The following is a 19,997-nucleotide window of genomic DNA, read 5'->3' as shown; positions in this document are numbered from 1 at the left end:
TGGACAGAGTGAAGATCGAAGTGAAAAAGAGCTGGTTATCCGCCCTGATCCTGCTGGCTCTGGCCGCCGCCGCCATCGTGTATCTGGCCGGCCAGTTCCTCTCCATGCGGGAGGTGGAGCCCATCTACCCTGGCCCCGGAGTGACAGAGATCAAGATGCTGTCCGACTGGTATCCCGGTCTGGAGGGAACCGCCGGAGACACGGAGGTCTATGTGCTGGAGGGGGAGCAGGAGGGGGACTCCATGCTGGTGCTGGGGGGCACCCACCCCAATGAGCCTTCCGGCCTGGTGGCCGCCGTCCTGCTCATTGAGAACGCCCAGCCTGAGGCGGGCACCCTGTACGTCATCCCGCGGACCAACAACAGCGCCTTCACCTGCACTGACCCCCAGGAGGGGGCCCCCATGCGCTTTACCATCGACACCCCCAACGGGGAGCGCTGGTTCCGCTTCGGCTCCCGGGCCACCAACCCCATCCACCAGTGGCCCGACCCGGAGATCTATGTCCACGCCTCCTCCGGACAGCGGCTGTCCGGCTCCGAGACCCGGAATATCAACCGCTCCTACCCGGGGCGTACCGATGGCACTTTCACCGAGAAAATGAGCTACGGCGTGACCCAGCTCATTGAACAGGAGGGCATCGACATCACGGTGGACCTCCACGAGGCATCTCCCGAGTACCCCACCATCAACACCATCGTGGCCCATCAGGATGCCCTGTCACTGGGCTCCCAGGCGCTGATCAACATGCAGCTGGAGGGAATGAGCATCGGCCTGGAGCCCTCTCCTGAGAACCTGCACGGCCTGACCCACCGGGAGCTGGGCGACTACACCGATACCCTGGCCCTGCTGATGGAGACCTCCAACCCCTCCCAGGGCCGCCTGAGAGGAAAGACCGACGAAAACCTGGTGGTCACCGGACAGGATAAGTACTATCTGAAGGCGGCTGGCTACGGCCGTCTGTACGACTTCGGCTATGACGCGGACGGCGCCCCCATCTCTGAGCGGGTAGCCCGTCATGTCACCGGCGTGGCTCAGTTCGCGGTGGCCTTCAACGAGCTGGGATTGGGCAACCTGGTCATCAACGGTATCCCGTCCTATGTCGATATGGCGGCGGACATCGGGCAGTTCCTCGCTCCCGACTGAGCGCGGAAAGTTGGGAGGTGAAGGCATGAAAAAGCAGATGTTGAGTCTCTTCCTGGCCCTGGCCCTCACCGGCTGCGCCGCCCCAGGGCCGGGGAGCACCTCCGCCCCGGCGGAGAGCGGAGCGGCCCCCGCAGGCAGCGAGGCGCCGGCCTCCGCCTCCCAGGAGGAGAGCGGCTATGACCGCCGGGAGGCCATCGAACGGCCGGAGATCGGTGCGGAGGTGGTCATCGACCCGCCCTATGATTTCGACCCCGCGGAGATGGTGCCTGGCGACTTTGGGGACTACTTCACAGACTGCGATTATCCCACCCAGGTGAGCACCTACAAGCTCGCCGAGGGGACCGACATCGAAAATGAGGTGACGGTGCTCCAGGGGGAGGAGGAGGGACCCACCATCTACATCGTGGCGGGAGTCCACGGGGATGAGATCGCTGGCTGGATGACCGGGAACCTAGTCAAGAAGATCGGCATCCGGGCCGGGACGGTCCATATCCTGTCCCCAGCCAACCGCTGGGGCGCGGAGGCGGACCCCAGAGTCCGCTATGTGACGGAGCAGGAGGATCTGAACCGGTCCTTCCCGGGGGACCCGGAGGGGAATATGGCCCAGCGGGTGGCCGACTCCATCTACCAGGACATCCAGAGGGTGGACCCGGTGTTCCTCTTTGACCTGCACGAGGCCCGGGCCAACGCGGAGAACAAAGATTTCCTGGGCAGTTCGCTGATCTACACCGACCTGAGCGAAATGAGCGACATGTACCTGGAGATGCTGATGGCCACGGAGTCCGGCGAGCTGTGCTCCGAGCGATTCAACTTCTATGGACCCGGCCCCATCGGGAGCATCAACAATACGGTGACCACCCAGCTGGGCATCCCCACCATCACAGTGGAGACCTACCGGGGCTATGAGCTGGAGCGCCGGATCGGAGACCAGCTGGACATCGTGGAATACGTGCTGCGGTACTACGGCCTGATTTGAGCGTGCAGCGGCCCGAAGCCGGACTCGGGATACAAAAGAAAAGACACGGCAAGCCTTGCCCCGGGCATCCAGGGCAAGGCTTGCGGTGTATTCCTTGGGCGGACCGCAGGGGAAGAGGGGGATGGACTTGAAACGAGAGCATGAGCTGGGACAGACGGCAGAGGCCAGAAAAAGAACGGACCGGGACCTGCGGTGCATCGGCTGGGGCCTGGTGCTTCTGGGGGTGCTGATGCCCGCCCTGGTGACGGTGGAGAACACCGGTATCTACCGCACGCTGATGAACGGCATCTATCAGGGGCAGGAGATCTACGTGCTGCTGGCGGCGCTGAAGCTGGTGGTGCTCAATGCGGTGCGGGCCTATCCCCACTACATGGGCGTGTTTTTTCTGGTGGAGACCTTCCGGGGCATGGAGCTGAGACGGCGGCTGCTGGCCTCCATCGCTGCGGTGGGCATCCTGATCCCTGGAGTGTATCTCCTCATCAACCGGATCTATGGCATCCGCTATGACTTCGGGATCCCGGCCCTGTCCATGATCGCCATGATCTGGGTGCTGGCCAAGATCGATTTCAGCTTTGTGGGGCTGATGAAGAAGGGGCTCATGGTGGCCTTTTTCATCACGGCGCTGCAATTCCTGGACATGATGCCCCTGCTGTGGAATTTTCCCTTCGGCAGAGGAGAGAGTTCCTATGACATCAAGCTCGTCTCCAAGTTCCTTCAGGCGGACAGCTTTCTCCAGGCCATGGCCACCATCTTTTTTGCCCTGTTCCTCTTCATGTCTGTGCTGCTCCTGCTGCTGGTGGTGGATGAAAACAACATCCGCCGCATCAGCGAGCAGAAGGAGCTCAACGAACACATGCTGATGGAGACCCGGATGCGCATCCTGGAGAACCGGACCTATATGGAACTGCGCCACCTGGTCCATGATCTGAAGTCCCCTCTGACCAGCATGCAGGCCCTGGTGGGGGTGGTCAAACTGTCCGCCGGCAGGAGAGGGGACCAGACGGAAGGGGAGTATCTGGAGCGGATCGAGACTATGATAGACCGGATGAGCAGCATGATTTCCGAGATCCTGCACGAGGAGCAGCGGAGCGTGGTGACCACCCAGGAGCTGCTGGACGCCGTGATGGCCCAGATCTCCAGCGCGGAGTATGCGGACCTGGTCCACACGGAGAACCGGGCTCCAGAGGCGAAGATCCGGATCAACAAGATCCGATTCTCCCGGGTGCTCATCAACCTGGTGGAGAACGCCGCCTATGCGGTCCGGAGGCCGGACGGCAAGATCTGGATCAGGGTCGAGGAGACGGAGGGGGCAGAGATCCGCTTTCAGGTGGAGGACAACGGGACAGGGATTCCCAGGGAGCTGCTGGGCGAGATCTGGGAGAAGGGATTCTCCATCCGTAGCTCCAGCGGACTGGGACTGAATTTCGTACAGCAAGTGGTGGAGCAGTGCGGCGGCAGTGTCGAACTGGAGAGCGTGGAGCGGGAGGGAACGGTGGTCACCGTCTCCCTGCCCCCCTGTGAGGAGGATGTGTGTGAGACAGGACCAGTATGAGCTGAAGGGAGCGGTGCTGGAGGCACCGCTGGAGTGGCAGGGCCTCCGTCTGGCTCCCGGACGGGGGGGCGTCCTGGTCACGGGGCTGGAGGGGACGGACCAGCGGCGGTTCCAGCGGCAGCTGACCGTACTGAAAGGGTACGCCGCCCTGGCGGCGGACAGGCGGGGGGAACGCCCCCTCCGCCTGCGGCAGGAGGACCTGCCGGAGCGGGAAGGGCCGGAGACCCTGGCCGCAGTCTGGTACGGCCGGGCGGCGGAGGCGGAGGACCAACACGGCACCCTGGTGGCCTGCTACAACGGGTTCGGCGCCCTGCCGGGGGGCTTTGCCGCTGTGGAGGAGAGCCTGGCACGCTGGGCTGGGCGGCCCCTGGGGGAGAAGCTGCTGGACTATGTCCAGGCGGTCCGGCGGGAGGAGGGGGACCTGGCCGAGAAGGCGGAGCCCTTCCAGACCCTGCCCAGCTGGACGGGCCGGGAGACGGGGGAGCTGCTGCGCGCGCTGCTGCGGGCGCTGTGTGAGGGATCTGGCGGGCGCGGGAGCGCCCAGGGATAAGGGGGGAGCGGAGTGGAGAAGCGAGCCAAGCAGCTGGAATACCTGATCACCAGCATGATCCTGCTGGGCATCGGGATGCTGTTTTTCTTCATGAACGAGAGCGTCAATACCTATACGGTGCTGCGTTTTGGCCTGTTTCAGATCATGCAGAGCGTGCTGCTGCTGATCTGCGCTATCCTGCTCTGGTATCGGGCATATGTGGTCCGGCGGGAGCAGGAGACGGCCGAAGGGGGGGCGGAGACGCTGGGAGCAGCCCCGGCTGCGCCGGAGGAGGCCGGAGAGGAAAAGCGGGAGGCCAAGCGGGACGCGGTGGACAGCGTCAATGCCACCATGCTGCTGGTAGTGGTCACCGTGCTGGTGGTGGGATTCTATCTCTTCACCCTGAAGCCCCGGGAGGATGTGACTGGGGCCGTGGCTCCCCTGCACATGGTGGTATGCGTGGTGTCCTTCATCCTTTACGCCTGTGTGGAGCGCTGGTGGTCCATGCAGCTGGACACCAACCCGGATGCGGCCAGCATCTGCAACCTGATGGTGCTCAACAAGATCGCTGTAGCTGCCCTGATGGCGGATATGGTCACCTCCTTCACCGGGCTGTTCAGCGTCAGCCAGTATGTGGACTATGTCATCCTGGGCTGCTGGTTCTATGTGGCGGCCATGGCGGCTGTCAGCGTGGCAGTGAAGATGACCCGGCACCGGGAGGAACTGGTCTTCCGTCTGTACATCCTGTTCCCGGTGTACTACTACGGGGGACAAAAGGGCAGCGGGGCCCTGACCTGGCTGGAGCAGCACACCGGCATCTCCATGCGCTCCCTGTGGAGCCTGAAATTCATCAAGATGATCCTGCCCTCCTGCGCAATGGCGGTGCTCCTGCTGGTGTGGCTGTCCACCTGTGTGGTGCAGGTGGAGACTTATCAGCAGGGGGCGCTGTACCGCTTCGGCAGTCTGGCGCGGGAGGATATCCTGGAGCCAGGCCTGCACTTCAAGCTTCCGGTGCCCTTTGAAGAGGTGAAGATCTACAACGTCACCCAGCCTCAGGGGATGATCGTGGGCTATGAGGGGGACGTAAACAACAAGAACAACCTGTGGACCCGCCCCCACGAGGGGGAGGAACAGGCTCTCCTGCTGGGCAACGGGAATGAGCTGGTGGCCATCAACCTGAAGATCACCTACCGCATCAGTGACCTGTACACCTACCTGACCCGGTACAGCAGCCCGGAGGATGTGCTCAACGCCAAGGGCTATGAGGTGGTGATGGGGGAGACCATCCATACGGACATCAACACCATCATCAGTGAGGACCGCAGCCAGCTGTCTCACCGCATCGAGGAGCAGCTCAAGGAATATGCCCGGGAGGCGGAGCTGGGGCTGGAAGTGATGAGCGTCACACTGGCCAGCATCCACCCGCCGGTGGCCATCGCGGATATCTACCAGAGCGTGGTGAGCGCGGGCATCCAGAAGAAGACCAGCGTCCTCACCGCGGAAGGGAAGGCTCTGGTGGCACGGGAGGGGGCCGAGGCAGACAAACAGCTGGCCATCAATGACGCCGGCATCCAGCGGGATGAGCGGGTCTCCAGCGCCAACGCGGAGATCCAGAAATACAATGCCANGTAAATCCCGCGTCCCCCCTGCTGGAGTACCTGTCTCTTATACAAAGCAATTTGTTTAAAAGAGAGGGGCGTCCCACAGGCAAGCACCCACCCGCCGGTGGCCATCGCGGATATCTACCAGAGCGTGGTGAGCGCGGGCATCCAGAAGAAGACCAGCGTCCTCACCGCGGAAGGGAAGGCTCTGGTGGCACGGGAGGGGGCCGAGGCAGACAAACAGCTGGCCATCAATGACGCCGGCATCCAGCGGGATGAGCGGGTCTCCAGCGCCAACGCGGAGATCCAGAAATACAATGCCAGCATCGAGGCCTATCTGCTGGACCCGGAGGCCTATCTGCTGGACCGGTATCTGGAGAGTTTCCAGCAGGCTCTGGCCCAGCAGAGAAAGTATATCGTAGGGCCGGGGGTGGACGCCGGAGCCCTGTATGCCAACTTCGGACTGGGCGGCTCGGGGAGCCGGTGGTTCAGCGGCCTTGACGGCGGAGGCGCCGGCGGGGAGCAGGCGGCGGAGACACAGACAGCGGGGACGCAGGCGGAGACCGGCGCAGTGCCGGGTGAGGAGGGGACATGATATGAAAGGGAACCGCATCATCAAGTGGATGTTCGCCCTGATCGTGGCGGCCATCATCGGCTTCTTTGGCTTTGTGTTCAAGGTAAACGAGGGGGAGTACGCGGTGGTGACCCGGTTCGGCGCGGTCCGGTCGGAGGTGACCCAGGCAGGGATGTACCTGCGCCTGCCCTGGCCCTTTGAGGACGTGCAGATCCAGGACGCCAGGAAGCGGTATCTGGACTCCGGCTACCTGGAGACTCTGACCCATGACAAGAAAAATGTCATCATGCAGACCTACACCATCTGGAGCATCGCCGACCCCCTGCGGTACTACACCAGCGTGGGGGATACCGCCCTGGCGGAGACCTACCTCAGCGACCTGGTCACCAGCGCCAAAAATGGGACCATGGGCAACTATGACCTGTCCGCTCTGGTCTCCCTGGACGAGGAGGACATCAAGATCGACGAGATCGAGGCCGCCATGCTCCAGGAGGTGCAGTCCCACGCTCTGGAACAGTACGGCATCCAGGTCCATGAGCTGCGGCTGAAGCGGGTGGGCCTGCCGGCCACCAACGTACAGAGCGTGTTCACCCAGATGCAGGCGGACCGGCAGAAGTACATCGACCAGCTGCTGGCGGAGGGTGAGCGGGACGCCCAGATCATTATGAGCGAGTCAGATGCGGAGGTGGCCGCCATCGTGGCCGAGGGCCGGGAGGAGGCTGCCGCCATCAACGCGGAGACGGAGCGGGAGGTGGCAGAGATCTATGCCTCGGCCCACAGCCAGGACCCAGAGCTGTATGAATTCCTACAGAAGCTGGCTGCCCTGGAGAACTCGGTGGACGAGGACACGGTGATGATCATCACCATGGACACCCCGCCATTCGACGTGCTCTACGGCGATGACTGAAGGCGGTGAGGGAAGATGAAGGATTCTCAGCGGTTCATTGCCATCATCAACACCGCCATCCGCTACTGCAAATGGCTGATCGTCATCCTTGTGGCGCTGATCTGCTGCTCCGGCATCCGGGTGGTCAACAACCACGAGGTGGCGGTGGTGCTGCGGTTCGGACGGCTGGTGGGGGACACCCGGGAGGAGCAGGTGAAGGAGCCGGGCCTGCTGCTGGCATTCCCCTATGTGATCGACGAGGTAATCAAGGTGCCGGTGGGAAAGGTGCATGAGGTGTCCATCACCACTCACGCCGCCTCCGCTGACCCCACCTATGCGGAGATCGAGGACACCGGCTATGTGATCACAGGGGACGAGAATATCATCCACATCGATGCCACCCTGAAGTATCAGATCTCTGACCCGGTGGAGTACGCCCTGTACAACAGCGACCCAGAGACCGAGATCAACGGCGTAGTCAGCGGCGTGATGACCTCCTGCGCGGCGTCCAAGAGCGTGGACGGCCTGCTCACCGACCAGAAGGCGGAGTTCGGAAACGAGGTCATCCGCCAGGCCCAGGCCATCCTGGACGGGATGGAGATGGGGGTGAGCATCGTGAGCCTGGAGTTCAAGAGCATCAAGCCCCCCAGCGCCCTGCAATACCACTTCGACCAAGTAAACGCCGCCTCGGTGGAGAAGGAGACCCGCATCCAGCAGGCCAACCAGTACCGGGAGCGGGTGATCCCGGAGGCCAACGCCGCCGCCGATAAGCTGGTGAGCGACGCCCAGGTGTCGCAGCACGACCGGATCAACCGGGCCAACGACCAGGTGGCGGAGTTCTACGGCCTGTTCCAGGAGTATCAGCAGAACCGGGACGTGGTCTACGAGCGGGTGTTCCGGGAAAAGGTGGTCACCATCTTCAACCAGATGGGCGGCAAGATCGTGCTGCCCGAGGGGACCAACACGCCCCAGATCTTTCTGCCCTGAGGAGGGACGGCTATGGAGAACCTGACGAATACCGCGGTCCACCTGCTGGAGGACAGCCAGGGGGCCGACCTGACCCGGCGGGAGAAGCGAAAGCTCTCGGTGGAGATCACCACCGCCATGATAGCCCTGGTCTGTCTGGTCACCGGACTGCTCTATAAGGGGATCTTCCCGGAGCAGACGGCGGTGGCGGGGCTGATCTATTCTGTGGGCGTGCTGGTGGAGGGCCTGCCCCTGCTGGCGACCGCCATCCGGGGCTTTCTCCAGCGGGACGTGACCAACGCCATGGAGATCCTGGTCTCCATCGCCGTGCTGGCCTGCTACATCACTGGGCAGCACGAGCTGGCCATCCTGATCCCGGTGGTGCTCAGCGTGGTCCACTTTCTGGAGGAGCGGAGCATCATGGGAGGCCGGGACGCCATCGAGGGCCTTAAGCAGATGCAGGCCACCGACGCGGTGCTGGAAACTGAGGATGGGGAGGTGACGGTGGAGGTCCAGGCCCTAAAACGGGGGGACATCATCATTGTCCGACCTGGCATGGGCCTGCCCATCGATGGCACCGTGATCTGGGGCAATTCCAACATCGACCAGAAATCCCTCACCGGTGAACCCCTGCCCGCCGCCGTGACCGTAGGGGATACGGTGTACGCCGGCACCACCAACCTGGACGGCATGATCAAGATCCGGGTGGAGAAGGAATATCAGGACACCTCCTTCACCAAGATCGTCAGCCTGCTGGAGGAGGCCCAGAGCATCACCGTGCCTGAGATCCGGATCGTGGACCGGTTCATGCACTACTACATCCCGCTGGCCCTCATCGTGGCCGCCCTCACCGCTCTGCTCAGCCGAAATATCTCCAACGCCATCGCCGTGCTGGTGGTGAGCTGTCCCTGCGGGCACATGCTGGTCAGCTCCGCCCCCATGATCGCTGCCCTGGCGGTGTCCACCAAGCGGGGCATCCTCATCAAAAACGCCAAATTCGTGGAGCAGCTCACCAACATCACCACTGTGATCTTTGACAAGACGGGCACCATCACCCGGGGGGAGCTTTCCATCAGCGGCTTCTATCTTCAGGAGGCCCAGAGCAGGGAGGAGCTCTTCGCCAGGGGCGGCTGCGTGGCGTGCAGCTCTATGCACCCCATCTCCCGCTCCCTGATGAAGACCTTAGAGGGGGAGGGCATCCCCTATGAGGAGGGGTTCCAGGTCCGGGAGACCGCGGGCAAAGGACTGACCGGGACCCGGGGCGGGGAAGAGATCCTGTTCGGCTCACGGCACTGGATCGAGTCCCTGGGCTACCAGCCGGAGGACCCCCATATGGACACCGGAGGGGGTCCCGCCAACTGGGTGGTGTACAATGGGCGGGTGCTGGGCTGCCTCATGTTTGATGACTCCGTCCGTCCGGAGGCTGAGGAGGTGGTGAGCCGGCTCCACGAGGACGGGATGGAACAGACTGTGCTCCTCACCGGCGACCGGGAGTTCGCTGCCCGGAAGGTCCAGCGGCAGACAGGGATCGACCAGGTATATTTCCACCTGCTGCCGGAGGAGAAGCTGGAGCACGTGAAGCGGCTGAGGCAGGACGCCCATGTGCTTGCAGTGGGAGACGGCATCAACGATGCCCTGGCCCTGGCAGAGGCGGACGTGGGCATTGCCATGGGAGCCATGGGCTCTGATGTGGCCATCCAGAGTGCCGACATCGCCCTTATGAACAACGACCTGAACAACATCCCCTTTGTCATGTCCCTGGCCAGGAGCACCAAGAGCATCATGTATCAGAACATCGGCATCGCCTTCTCCGTCAGCCTCATTATGATGATCCTGGCCGCCGTGGGGGTGATCCCCGCCCTGGCCGGGGCCTTCCTCCATAATATCGGAGCCTTTGTGATCCTGATCAACAGCTCCCGCATCCTCCGGGACAGCGGCGGGGAGGGCTGAACGCCTGCCGCAAAAAATTTTCTCTCTCTGGGTGTACGGTTTCGAGCACATATTCCATGGACCGCGGCATATACTGATGTGTACGCCGGTGGGAGGACCACCGGCGCCGCGATCAGATACAGAGGGAGGAAGTTCTCGATATGGAAGAAAATCAGATGATCCAAGTACAGCGTCCGACGCAGCCTGAGCCCTGGCGCGATCTGGACGATCTCATCTTTCAGGGGGACGGCTGGCTGGCCAGCGACCGCTGAAGGGCCGTCTCGCTGAGCGAGACGGCCCTTCCATTTGTCGAAGCAGAGGGAGAACGCCTCTGCACGGTGGGAGCGGCGGCGCAAAAAAACACTGGAATATCCGGTTTTTTCTTTACTTTCCAGCCGAGTTCAGATATAATAATTGGGCTTTGATTGGAATACTGCCCGTCAGGGCGGGAATTTGATGGAAAGAGTGAGGACCATATGCTCCAATTCGACGAATACAAGGTCAAGCTGAACAACCTGGCTCCCACCCTGGAGGAACTGGGAAAAGCCCTGGACCTGGAATCCGCCGAGCGGGAACTGGACATGCTCCAGGCGGAGAGCGCCGCCGACGGCTTCTGGAACAACCTGGAGAAGGCCCAGAAGGTGCAGCAGCGCATCAAGAATTTACAGGATAAGGTGGACAAGCAGAACAAGCGCCGCCGGGAGTGGGACGACCTGATGGCCCTGTGCGAGATGGGCAATGAGTTCGAGGACGAATCCCTGCTGCCCGAGCTTGAGGAGGGCTTCGCCCAGCTGGAGCGGGACATGGAGGAGGCGCGCTTACAGACCCTGCTCACTGGGGAGTATGACAGCTCCAATGTGATCCTGACCATCCACCCCGGTGCCGGCGGCACTGAGGCCCAGGACTGGGCCCAGATGCTCTACCGCATGTACACCCGCTGGACCGAGCGCCACGGCTTTACCTATCAGATCATGGACTACCAGGAGGGGGACGAGGCGGGCATCAAGTCGGCCACCATCATGGTGGAGGGGGAGAACGCCTACGGCTACCTGAGAGGGGAGCACGGCGTCCACCGTCTGGTTCGGGTATCTCCCTTTGATGCCAACGCCCGGCGGCAGACCTCCTTCGCCTCAGTGGAGGTCATGCCTGACCTGCCCGAGGATGTGGAGGTGGATATCCGCCCCGAGGACATCGAGATGCAGGTCTACCGGGCCAGCGGCGCCGGCGGCCAGCACGTCAACAAGACCTCCTCCGCTGTGCGCCTGATCCACAAGCCCACCGGTATCGTGGTGGCCTCTCAGCAGGAGCGCTCCCAGTTCCAGAACAAGGACAACTGTATGAAGATGCTCCGGGCCAAACTGGTGGAGCTGCAGATGCAGGAGAAGGCGGACAAGATATCCGACCTGAAGGGGGTCCAGCTGAAGATCGAATGGGGCAGCCAGATTCGCTCCTATGTGTTCATGCCCTACCAGATGGTAAAGGACAACCGCACCGCCTATGAGACCAGTAACATCAACGGCGTGATGGACGGGGACCTGGACGGGTTCATCAACGCCTACCTTACCGCTGAGGCCACCGGGAACTGGGCGGAGAAGTGACCAACGGAACGGCCGGGGACAGAAGGGCGGGCCGCGGGAGGAGACTTCCGCGGCCCACTTTTTTATAGTTGCCGCCAAGGAGTGGATACGCTATACTGGAGGCAGTCCCCAGGAGCGGGGAAAAGAGACTGATCGATCAGAAAGGCGGGAAAACCATGCAGTATCAAATCACAGGAGAACCCATGCCGGTGGTGATCTGCCAGCTGGCCAGCGGAGAGAGCATGATCACAGAGAAGGGGTCCATGGTCTGGATGAGCCCCAACATAGAGATGCAGACCTCGGCGGGCGGCATCGGCAAGGCCTTCGGGAGGATGTTTTCCGGCGAGTCCATATTTCAGAATATCTATACCGCCCGGGGCGGCGCGGGGATGATCGCCTTTGCCTCCAGCTTTCCCGGTTCCATCCGGGAGGTGGAGGTCATGGACGACCGCCCGATGGTGGTGCAGAAGGCCGGCTTCCTGGCAGCGGAGGAGGGGGTGGAGCTGTCCATCTTCTTCCAGAAGAAAACGGGCGCCGGATTTTTCGGCGGCGAGGGCTTCATCATGCAGAAGCTGTCCGGCCGTGGCAAGGCTTTCGTGGAGATCGACGGCTCTGCGGTGGAGTACGAGCTGAAGGCGGGGGAGAAGATGGTGGTAGACAGCGGAAACCTGGCCATGATGGACGCAACCTGCTCCATTGACATCCAGACGGTGAAGGGCGTCAAAAACGTCCTCTTTGGCGGTGAGGGGCTGTTCAACACCGTGGTCACCGGCCCGGGGCGCATCGTGCTCCAGACTATGCCCATCAATAATTTTGCGGCGGCGGTGGCGTCTGTCCTGCCCAGCAGCAAGTAAACAAGGAGCAGAAAAATCGCTCTCCCAGACCTTTGAGTCCGGAAGAGCGATTTTTCTGCTCACAGGGGTTCGGCGGCTACCGGATTGATGAGAGAGCCGATGCCCTGGATGCGCATCTCCATCACGTCGCCGGGATGGACCGGGCTGACACCGGAGGGGGTGCCGGTGAAGATCACGTCGCCAGGTTCCAGGGCGAGGGCCTGAGAGAGATAGCTCACCAGGTGGCAGGGGTCAAAGATGAGATTGCGGGTGTTGGAGTGCTGCTTCCGCTCCCCGTTGACAAAGCTCTCGATCTCCAGCCCGGCCCGGGGGTCCACATCGGTGACGATACAGGGACCGATGGGGCCGAAGGTATCAAAGCCCTTGCACAGCGCCCACTGCCCGGTGGGGGACTGGAGATCCCGGGCGGTGACGTCGTTGCCCACGGTGTAGCCCAGAACATAGTCCGGGGCCTGCTCCGGGGTGACATGGCGGGCATGACGGCCAATGACCACTACCAGCTCCGCCTCATACTCTACCTGCCGGGTCAGGGCGCGGGGATAGAGGACCTTCTGCCCATGGGCGGCCAGGCAGCTGGGCGGCTTAAGGAAGATGTTTGGGGCGGTGGGAATGGGGGTGTGGAACTCCTCGGCGTGATCCCGGTAGTTGAAGCCCACCGCCAGCATCTTGCCGGGAGAGCAGGGGGGCAGGAGCTTCAGACCGTCCAGGAGAAAACCCTCTCCGGTCTCCTCCCACCAGCCAAACAGGTCACCGGACAGGGTGTAGACCACGTCGTCCTCCACGCGGCCATAGGTGGGGCCGTCCGGCCCCAGAAAACGGATGAATTTTGCCATCTTGCATTACCTCCCGCACTCAGAATGAAGGATGCTTCCTGCTTCTAGTGTACTCCGGACGGAGAAAAAAGGCAAGTGGAAAGGAAGATGCTCCGGGCACGGCGGACAAGGGGACAAAAGTGCGTCTCCCGGATCGGGAGACGCACTCGGCTTTTCGAAAGCTTTTTTCAGGGACAGATGTTTCAGGATCAGACAGGGGAGTTCGAGGGGGCGGCAGCCCGCCTCGAATGAGATCACATCCCCCGCAGTCTTTGTACGTCAAGGGCTGCGGCGAGCAAAGCGGGGACTTTTCCGCCCCAGAGCGGGCGGAAAAGTAGCGGGATGCATGCTGTGGAAAACGTCCATGGAGGATTTCCACACAGAATAAGCGTATCTCCCGGACCGGGAGACGCGCTTGGGCGGGGACAGAGTCAGAAGTCGTCCTGATCCATCAGAGTGACGGTGAACTCCAGGTGCTCCCCGCCCCGCAGGACCTCCAGGAGCAGGGAGTCGCCCACGTCCAGGGTGCGCTTGATCCGCTCCAGGTCGGCGAAGGTCTGGACCTGCTGCCCGTTGGCCGCCACGATGATATCCTGGGGCTGAATGCCCTGCCGGTGGCAGTCGCTGTCCGGATCTACCTCCTCCACCACCAGACCGCCGTTCTCCCCCTGGCCCCGGCGTACGATGATCCCCAGGGAAGGGCGGGTGACCGGCGCTCCAGCGATGAGGCGGTCCACCACCTGCTTGACCCGGGTGGTGGGGATGGCGAAGCCCAGCCCCTCGGCAGAGCCGTCGTCTGCCACGATCTTGATGGTGGTCACCCCCACCACCTGGCCCCGATCATTGAGCAGGGCGCCCCCGGAGCTGCCGTAGTTGATGGCTGCGCTGGTCTGGAGGAGGTACATGGTGGTCCCTTCCACTGATACCGGCTGATCCAGGGCAGACACGATGCCCGGCGTGATGGTGGAGCGGTAGCCCATGGGGTTGCCGATGGCGGAGACGGGGTCTCCGCTGCGGAGCAGGGTGTCATCGCCAAATTGGGCGGGGGTGAGGCCGGAGGCGTCGATCTTCAGCACCGCCAGATCCTCCAAAGGCTCGAAGCCCACCAACTGGGCGGACCAGAGCGAGTCGTCGGAGAGGGTGACGTTGACCTGTTCGGCGCCGGCGATGATATGGGCGTTGGTAACGATATATCCGTCGGCAGTGAGTACGATCCCAGTACCGGTAGAGACCATTCCGGCGCTGTATGCGGTCAAGGCCGCAATGGAGGGGGCGGCCTTTTCATAGACCTGGGTGTAGGTCAGCGCCTCACCGGAGGGGGGAGTGATGGAGAGGATGACGCCGGTGCCGGTCTCCGCCTGCGGAATGGAGGGGGGCGCGGAGAGGTCCTCCTCCTGCTCCCAGCTGCTGTATCCCGGGTCGGACCCAGAGGGGACGGGGTCCGCGGAACGGGGGGCGAGGCCGCCATTGAACAAGACTGCAAGGGCGGTGAGGGAGACGATCAAAGTCAGCGCGACGAGAAAGCCGATCCGACCGCTGTGGCGGCGTTGGGGCGGCCTGGGAGGACGGTATTTCTGGGGCGGGATCACCACGGCGGGCGGCGGGGAGAAGGGGCGGGCAGGCTGCTCCCAGGGGCCGCCCTGCCAGAGCCCATCGCTTCGATTGTCCATAGAAGAAACCTCCCCGCGCCCTGGGGCGCTCAGTTCAGTGTGAAGATTCCTGCTCGGAGCAGGGGGACATGGGGGCGAAGGGCCGCCCGCACGCCCTTCCAGTCAAAGAATATGCCGCAGGGGGGACAAACATACGCGGCCGGACGAAAGGGGTCCGCGCCGCAGGCCCAAAGAAAACGTCACAGAGGAGCCTGGAAGAACTCAGGCAAGGGTGAGGGTGAAGGTAAAGTTGGTGACACCGTCCTCACTGGTCACGGTGATGTTTTCTTTTAGATTGCCCAGAATGGTCTTGACGATATACAGGCCCAGGCCCACGCCCTCCCGGTCCATGCTTCTGGAGTAGTCCGCCTTGTGGAAGCGGTCAAAGAGGAGAGAGAGCTCGTCTGGGGGGATGGTGGCCCCCAGATTGCGGATGGAGGTGTACGCCTTTCCGTCCTTTTTGGTGATCTGGACCGTGATGGTGGTCCCCTTGGCGGCAAATTTGGCGGCGTTGTCCAGCAGGTTGTAGCACACCTGGGTCACCGAATCCGGGTCGCCCCACACCTTCAGGGGCTCGTCCGGCATTTTAACGTCCACATCCAGGTCACGTCCGGTGATCTTGCCCTCCAGGCTGACCAATACCTGGGAGACGGTCTCCGTGAGGTCGAACTGCTCCTGAGCGGTGATGTTCTCCGTCAANATCCGGGTCGCCCCACACCTTCAGGGGCTCGTCCGGCATTTTAACGTCCACATCCAGGTCACGTCCGGTGATCTTGCCCTCCAGGCTGACCAATACCTGGGAGACGGTCTCCGTGAGGTCGAACTGCTCCTGAGCGGTGATGTTCTCCGTCAAAGCATTGAGGCGGGACAGGTCCAGCATCCGCCGCACCAGCCGGGACAGGCGGCGGGTCTCAGAGACGATGATCTCCAGGGAGTCCCGTTCCCGCTCCGGGGGGATGGTGCCGTCCAGGATGCCCTCCGCAAAGCCGGAGATGGTGGTCATGGGGGTCTTGAGCTCGTGGGAGACATTGGCGATGAACTCGCTGCGCTGGGTCTCCACCTTGGACAGGGAGGCGGCCATGGAGTTGAAAGCCTCCGCCAGGGTGCCCACCTCGTCGCACCGGTTCTCATAGCCTGTGACCCGCACGTCGAACTCCCCCTGCCCGAATTTCCGGGCGGCCTCTGCCATCTCGTTCAGCGGACGGACCTGATGAGAGGAGGTGATGGAACTGGCGATCACGGCGATGAGCAGCACCGTCACAGCGGTAAAGAAAAAGATGGTGGCGGTGGCACGCCACATCTCGGAGACGCTGGAAGTGTCGGAGGAGACCAGCACCAGCCCCTGAGGGATGGTGGCTCCGCCGAAGATGATGCCGAAGGGGTAGGCGGCCAGATACCGCTTCTCGGAGTAGATGCCGTCCAGGTTGGTCAGGCCGTTGTAGGAACCGCTGGACAGCACCTGCTGGAGGACCCGCTGGGGGATGCGGCTGTCGGTGTAATTGGACAGGTCGGAGGAGCTGCCGCCGGAGGCATAGATGATATCCCCGTCCACATCGGAGAGCAGCACGTTGGAGTCGGAGACAGAAGCCAGGGTAGCCACATAGCTGCGGAAGTAGACATCCAGGCTCCCAGACTGCTGGATATATTCGGAAGTAAAGGAGGCGATATAGTCGGCGTTGCGCTCCATGGCGTCCCGCTTTTCTGCGATGATATAGCGGTAGGAGAGCATCATGAAAGCGGCGGACAGCATGAAAAAGGAGAGAAAGACGATGGCCACCATCATGAACAGCTGGCGCTTATACAGGCTTTTCAAGGCAAACACCTGCCTCAGCCGGGCGTCCCGGCGGGGGAGACCTCGAACTTGTAGCCCACGCCCCAGACCGTTTTCAGACGCCACTGGTCGCTGACCCCCTCCAGCTTCTCCCGCAGGCGCTTGATATGCACGTCCACAGTGCGGGAGTCTCCGAAGTAGTCAAAGCCCCACACCTCATCCAGCAGTTGGTTGCGGGTGAATACCCGGTTGGGGGAGGAGGCCAGGTGGAACAGCAGCTCCAGCTCCTTGGGCGGGGTGTCCACCGGCTGGCCGTTGACGATCAGCTCATAGGAGTCCAGATTGATGACCAGCTTGTCAAAGGCCAGCTTTTTGGCGCCCCCCTCCTCCTCGCCGCCGGCGGTGCGCCGCAGCACAGCGTGGATGCGGGCCAGGACCTCCTTCATCTCAAAGGGCTTGACAATATAGTCGTCCGCACCCATTTCCAGGCCGGAGACCTTGTCGCTGGTCTCCCCCTTGGCGGTGAGCATGATGACGGGCACCTTGCTGCTCTCCCGGATCTTTTTCAGTACGGACCAGCCATCCATCACCGGCAGCATGATGTCCAGCAGCACCAGGTCGGGCTGGAAAGCCCGGAACTGCTCCACCCCCTTGCCGCCGTCCTTGGCCACCAGGGGCTCAAAGCCCTCTTTTTCCAGGTAGAGGTTCAGAAGCTCCGCAATGTTGCTGTCGTCCTCTACGATCAGAACTTTTTTTGCCATCATCAGCACCGCCTTTTCCATGTTTCGGGGAAGAGACAGGGCGCTCCCCAAAGTTTATCCTGTGACCGGGAGCGCGTGCCACGGCCCCGCATCACACCGTTCTCCTTCTATTATAAGGGATTTTGCCCCTCTTGGGTGAATTTTTTGTAAATATCCCTCAGTTTTGGACGCTCCGCTGATCGATATAGGAGTGATCCACCTGGATCACCGGGTAGTAGTGATCGGACAGGGCTCGGATCGACCGGGTGAGCTGCTCCAGCACCTGCTGGTCGGTGAGGCGGAAGCCATAGGGGACCACCACGTCAAAGATCAGGTTGGTGTGGAGCGGACCAGCTGTGATGCGGAAATCGTGGATGGTGAGGACCGGGTCCAGCTCCTGGGTGAGCCGGGTCACCTGGTCCCGCAGGGCCAGGGTGCGCTCGTCATTGACCACCGGGTCCACGTGGATGACGGTCTCGATGTGGTGGCGCTCCTTCAGTTCCCGCTCGATGTGGTCCACTACGTCGTGGATCTCCAGCAGGTCGCAGCCGGCGGGGACCTCCACGTGGAAGGACATCATGGCCCGCCCGGGGCCGTAGTCATGGTAGACTAGGTCGTGGATGTTGAGGACGTGGGGGTGGGACAGGACCAGCCGGTCGATATCGGTGGCCAGCGAGGGGTCCATGGGGCGGCCCAGCAGAGGGTCCAGGGTCTCCCTGGCAGAATCCCACCCAGTCTTCAGGATGAACACCGCCACCAGCAGGCCGGCGAAGCCGTCCACCTGGACATGGAGGAAGTGAGAGATCAGAGTGGACAGGAGAACGACCCCAGTGGAGACGGAGTCGGAGAGGGAGTCTGCTGCGGTGGCCTCCATGGCGGCGGAGCCGATGCGGCGGCCAAGGGTCCGGTTGAAGAAGAACATCCACAGCTTTACCAGGATGGAGAGGAAGAGAATGACCACCGCCATCCAGGAGAAGGTGGTGACTTCCGGGGAAAAGATCTTCTCCAGGGAGGACTTGCCGATCTCCACCCCCATCAGAAGGATGGCCAGGGCCACCACCAGACCGGTGAGGTACTCCATCCGTCCGTGGCCGAAGGGGTGCTCTTGGTCGGCGTCCTGTCCGGCCAGCCGGAACCCCACCAAGGTGATGACGGAGGAGGCAGCATCAGACAGGTTGTTGAAGGCATCGGCCACCACGGCAATGGAGCCGGTGGCCAGGCCGGAGAGGAGCTTGCCCAGAAAGAGCAGGGCATTGAGCACGATGCCCACGCCCCCGGACACAGAGCCGCACCGCTGACGGACCTGGGGGTCTCCGGGATCCGCACCGGAGGGGAGCAGAAGACGAATGAGAAACGCGGTCACGGGGACTCCTCCTGTCATTTCGGAATTTTATTATTATCCCACATCTGGAAGGAGCAGTCAAGAAAAAGGAGGTGGGGACCCTTTTTTACCTCGGGACTGATGGGCTCCAACTCCATCGATTTTACTATACATTGAACAGAGCAGAAAACTATGATAAAATAGACAGAAAATAAATTCCCAATTTGCCTAGGAGGAAGTAGTATATGAAATGTTTAGATTGTGGAATGGAAATGGAACAAGGAACTGTTGAAGGTATTGGACAAGGTGGTGGACATTGGTATGAATTTACTTCTAATGAAGAAAAGAAAAAATGTGGGCTAAAAGGTTTTTTTACCCGAAAAACGATCAGCGTAGAAACTTCTGTTCTTGAAAAAACTGCATGGTACTGTCCTAAATGTAAGAAGATTTTAATGTGGATGGACAGCAACGAATAATATAAATCCTGATTTAACAGAGGAGCATGGTAGTATGAAAAAAACAATAGCTTTGATATCCTTACTGGTTTTAATGCTTTGGCTGGTCGGCTGCAACAAAAAAACGGTCAATATCAACTTTCCATTTGAGGTTGGAGATGTTGAAACCATTGAACTGTACCGCTATGCGGGAGCGCCCGTTTCAGCAGAAAAGAAAGTTGTTGATGCAGAAGAAACTATAAAAGACTTGTATGATATGTTCGAGGGGCTGACCTTAGAACTCAAAGAAGTAGAAGAAACCACAGGAGCAAAGATAACCAGTTTTAGATTTAATCTATCCGACGGAACGACCTACGAATTGATTTATGGCTGCTATGGAGTAAAGACTGGCAATCTAAAATCCTCAACAGGCAATTTTGAATACTTTACGAGTGCAGACATTGGAGCTTATTGGAGCGATATTGACCTTGAAGCAGTTGCCGTTGAAGAAAGCGAGCTGCCGAAGTAAGTTGCCTCGTTTTAATTTTTGGACTGGCTTGTATTGAAAAAGTGCATACTAAATTTTCATCATCAGTGTGTTGGTATGTGCCTTTTGAGGTTTGCAACATGCAGGTCAAACATAGACTAGGGAAAAGCTCCACCTGTTCAAGGGTGGAGCTTTTT

Annotated in this window: 19 protein-coding genes; 13 read left to right on the top strand and 6 right to left on the bottom strand. The window is 61.2% G+C overall.

Going from position 1 to position 19,997, the window contains the following annotated elements; all coding sequences use genetic code 11:
• Positions 1–8 precede the first annotated feature (8 nt).
• From BN1969_RS01930 to BN1969_RS01880, 11 genes are all read left to right on the top strand, one after another.
• Positions 9–1,142 carry a M14 family metallopeptidase gene (locus tag BN1969_RS01930; RefSeq protein WP_242850263.1) on the top strand — a complete coding sequence of 378 codons (1,134 nt, stop codon included), beginning with the start codon at positions 9–11 and terminating at the stop codon, positions 1,140–1,142.
• A 25-nt stretch (positions 1,143–1,167) separates the two neighbouring features.
• Entirely contained in the window at positions 1,168–2,118 is a 951-nt protein-coding gene (locus tag BN1969_RS01925) for a succinylglutamate desuccinylase/aspartoacylase family protein (protein WP_050622741.1), read from the top strand.
• Positions 2,119–2,239: 121 nt separating this feature from the next.
• Positions 2,240–3,670: a sensor histidine kinase gene (locus BN1969_RS01920; protein ID WP_050622740.1), complete on the top strand. Its 1,431-nt coding sequence runs from the start codon at positions 2,240–2,242 to the stop codon at positions 3,668–3,670.
• Positions 3,651–4,220 carry a hypothetical protein gene (locus tag BN1969_RS01915; protein WP_050622739.1) on the top strand — a complete coding sequence of 190 codons (570 nt, stop codon included), beginning with the start codon at positions 3,651–3,653 and terminating at the stop codon, positions 4,218–4,220. Before BN1969_RS01920 ends, BN1969_RS01915 begins: the two co-directional genes overlap by 20 nt.
• 54 nt (positions 4,221–4,274) lie before the next feature.
• Positions 4,275–5,831, top strand: a complete 1,557-nt coding sequence (locus tag BN1969_RS01910; protein ID WP_423243655.1) for an SPFH domain-containing protein — start codon at positions 4,275–4,277, stop codon at positions 5,829–5,831.
• A 93-nt stretch (positions 5,832–5,924) separates the two neighbouring features.
• The gene (locus BN1969_RS18175) at positions 5,925–6,395 is read left to right on the top strand and encodes an SPFH domain-containing protein (protein ID WP_050622737.1); all 471 of its coding nucleotides are present in this window, start codon (positions 5,925–5,927) and stop codon (positions 6,393–6,395) included.
• A 1-nt stretch (position 6,396) separates the two neighbouring features.
• Complete coding sequence (gene hflC / locus BN1969_RS01900) at positions 6,397–7,281, top strand: protease modulator HflC (protein WP_077138676.1); 885 nt, start codon at positions 6,397–6,399, stop codon at positions 7,279–7,281.
• 15 nt (positions 7,282–7,296) lie between these two features.
• A complete protein-coding gene (gene hflK / locus BN1969_RS01895; protein ID WP_050622736.1) occupies positions 7,297–8,247 on the top strand; it encodes an FtsH protease activity modulator HflK in 951 nt (316 codons plus the stop codon).
• 12 nt (positions 8,248–8,259) lie between these two features.
• Positions 8,260–10,176, top strand: coding sequence for a heavy metal translocating P-type ATPase (locus tag BN1969_RS01890; RefSeq protein WP_050622735.1), 1,917 nt, complete (start codon positions 8,260–8,262; stop codon positions 10,174–10,176).
• 455 nt (positions 10,177–10,631) lie between these two features.
• The gene (gene prfB, locus BN1969_RS01885; protein WP_050622734.1) at positions 10,632–11,753 is read left to right on the top strand and encodes a peptide chain release factor 2; all 1,122 of its coding nucleotides are present in this window, start codon (positions 10,632–10,634) and stop codon (positions 11,751–11,753) included.
• Between the two features lie 155 nt (positions 11,754–11,908).
• Positions 11,909–12,586 carry a TIGR00266 family protein gene (locus tag BN1969_RS01880; protein ID WP_050622733.1) on the top strand — a complete coding sequence of 226 codons (678 nt, stop codon included), beginning with the start codon at positions 11,909–11,911 and terminating at the stop codon, positions 12,584–12,586.
• 59 nt (positions 12,587–12,645) lie between these two features.
• On the opposite strand, the gene BN1969_RS01875 is transcribed toward BN1969_RS01880, so the two are convergent.
• From BN1969_RS01875 to BN1969_RS01850, 6 genes are all read right to left on the bottom strand, one after another.
• Positions 12,646–13,419 (bottom strand): fumarylacetoacetate hydrolase family protein, encoded by a 774-nt coding sequence (locus tag BN1969_RS01875; protein WP_050622732.1) that lies wholly within the window; start codon positions 13,417–13,419, stop codon positions 12,646–12,648.
• Positions 13,420–13,829: 410 nt separating this feature from the next.
• On the bottom strand, positions 13,830–15,068 hold the full coding sequence (locus BN1969_RS01870) for a S1C family serine protease (protein ID WP_050622731.1): 1,239 nt from the start codon (positions 15,066–15,068) through the stop codon (positions 13,830–13,832).
• Between the two features lie 201 nt (positions 15,069–15,269).
• Positions 15,270–15,746 carry a sensor histidine kinase gene (locus BN1969_RS01865; protein ID WP_242850262.1) on the bottom strand — a complete coding sequence of 159 codons (477 nt, stop codon included), beginning with the start codon at positions 15,744–15,746 and terminating at the stop codon, positions 15,270–15,272.
• Positions 15,652–16,347, bottom strand: coding sequence for a HAMP domain-containing sensor histidine kinase (locus BN1969_RS19145; protein WP_423243654.1), 696 nt, complete (start codon positions 16,345–16,347; stop codon positions 15,652–15,654). The genes BN1969_RS01865 and BN1969_RS19145 overlap by 95 nt, the downstream gene beginning before the upstream one ends.
• Positions 16,348–16,874: 527 nt before the next feature.
• Complete coding sequence (locus tag BN1969_RS01855) at positions 16,875–17,579, bottom strand: response regulator transcription factor (RefSeq protein ID WP_082203642.1); 705 nt, start codon at positions 17,577–17,579, stop codon at positions 16,875–16,877.
• 157 nt (positions 17,580–17,736) lie between these two features.
• Entirely contained in the window at positions 17,737–18,921 is a 1,185-nt protein-coding gene (locus BN1969_RS01850; protein ID WP_187120322.1) for a cation diffusion facilitator family transporter, read from the bottom strand.
• 203 nt (positions 18,922–19,124) lie between these two features.
• On the opposite strand from BN1969_RS01850, the gene BN1969_RS16925 reads away from it, so the two are divergent.
• Together BN1969_RS16925 and BN1969_RS01845 are read left to right on the top strand one after the other, a co-directional pair.
• Positions 19,125–19,355 (top strand): PF20097 family protein, encoded by a 231-nt coding sequence (locus BN1969_RS16925; RefSeq protein ID WP_077138675.1) that lies wholly within the window; start codon positions 19,125–19,127, stop codon positions 19,353–19,355.
• A gap of 34 nt (positions 19,356–19,389) precedes the next feature.
• A complete protein-coding gene (locus tag BN1969_RS01845) occupies positions 19,390–19,842 on the top strand; it encodes a hypothetical protein (RefSeq protein WP_050622727.1) in 453 nt (150 codons plus the stop codon).
• The last annotated feature ends 155 nt before the right edge of the window (positions 19,843–19,997 follow it).

Source organism: Clostridium phoceensis (assembly GCF_001244495.1).
GTDB classification, from domain to species: Bacteria; Bacillota; Clostridia; order Oscillospirales; family Oscillospiraceae; genus Lawsonibacter; species Lawsonibacter asaccharolyticus.
This window is presented reverse-complemented; position numbering and strand designations above follow the sequence as displayed.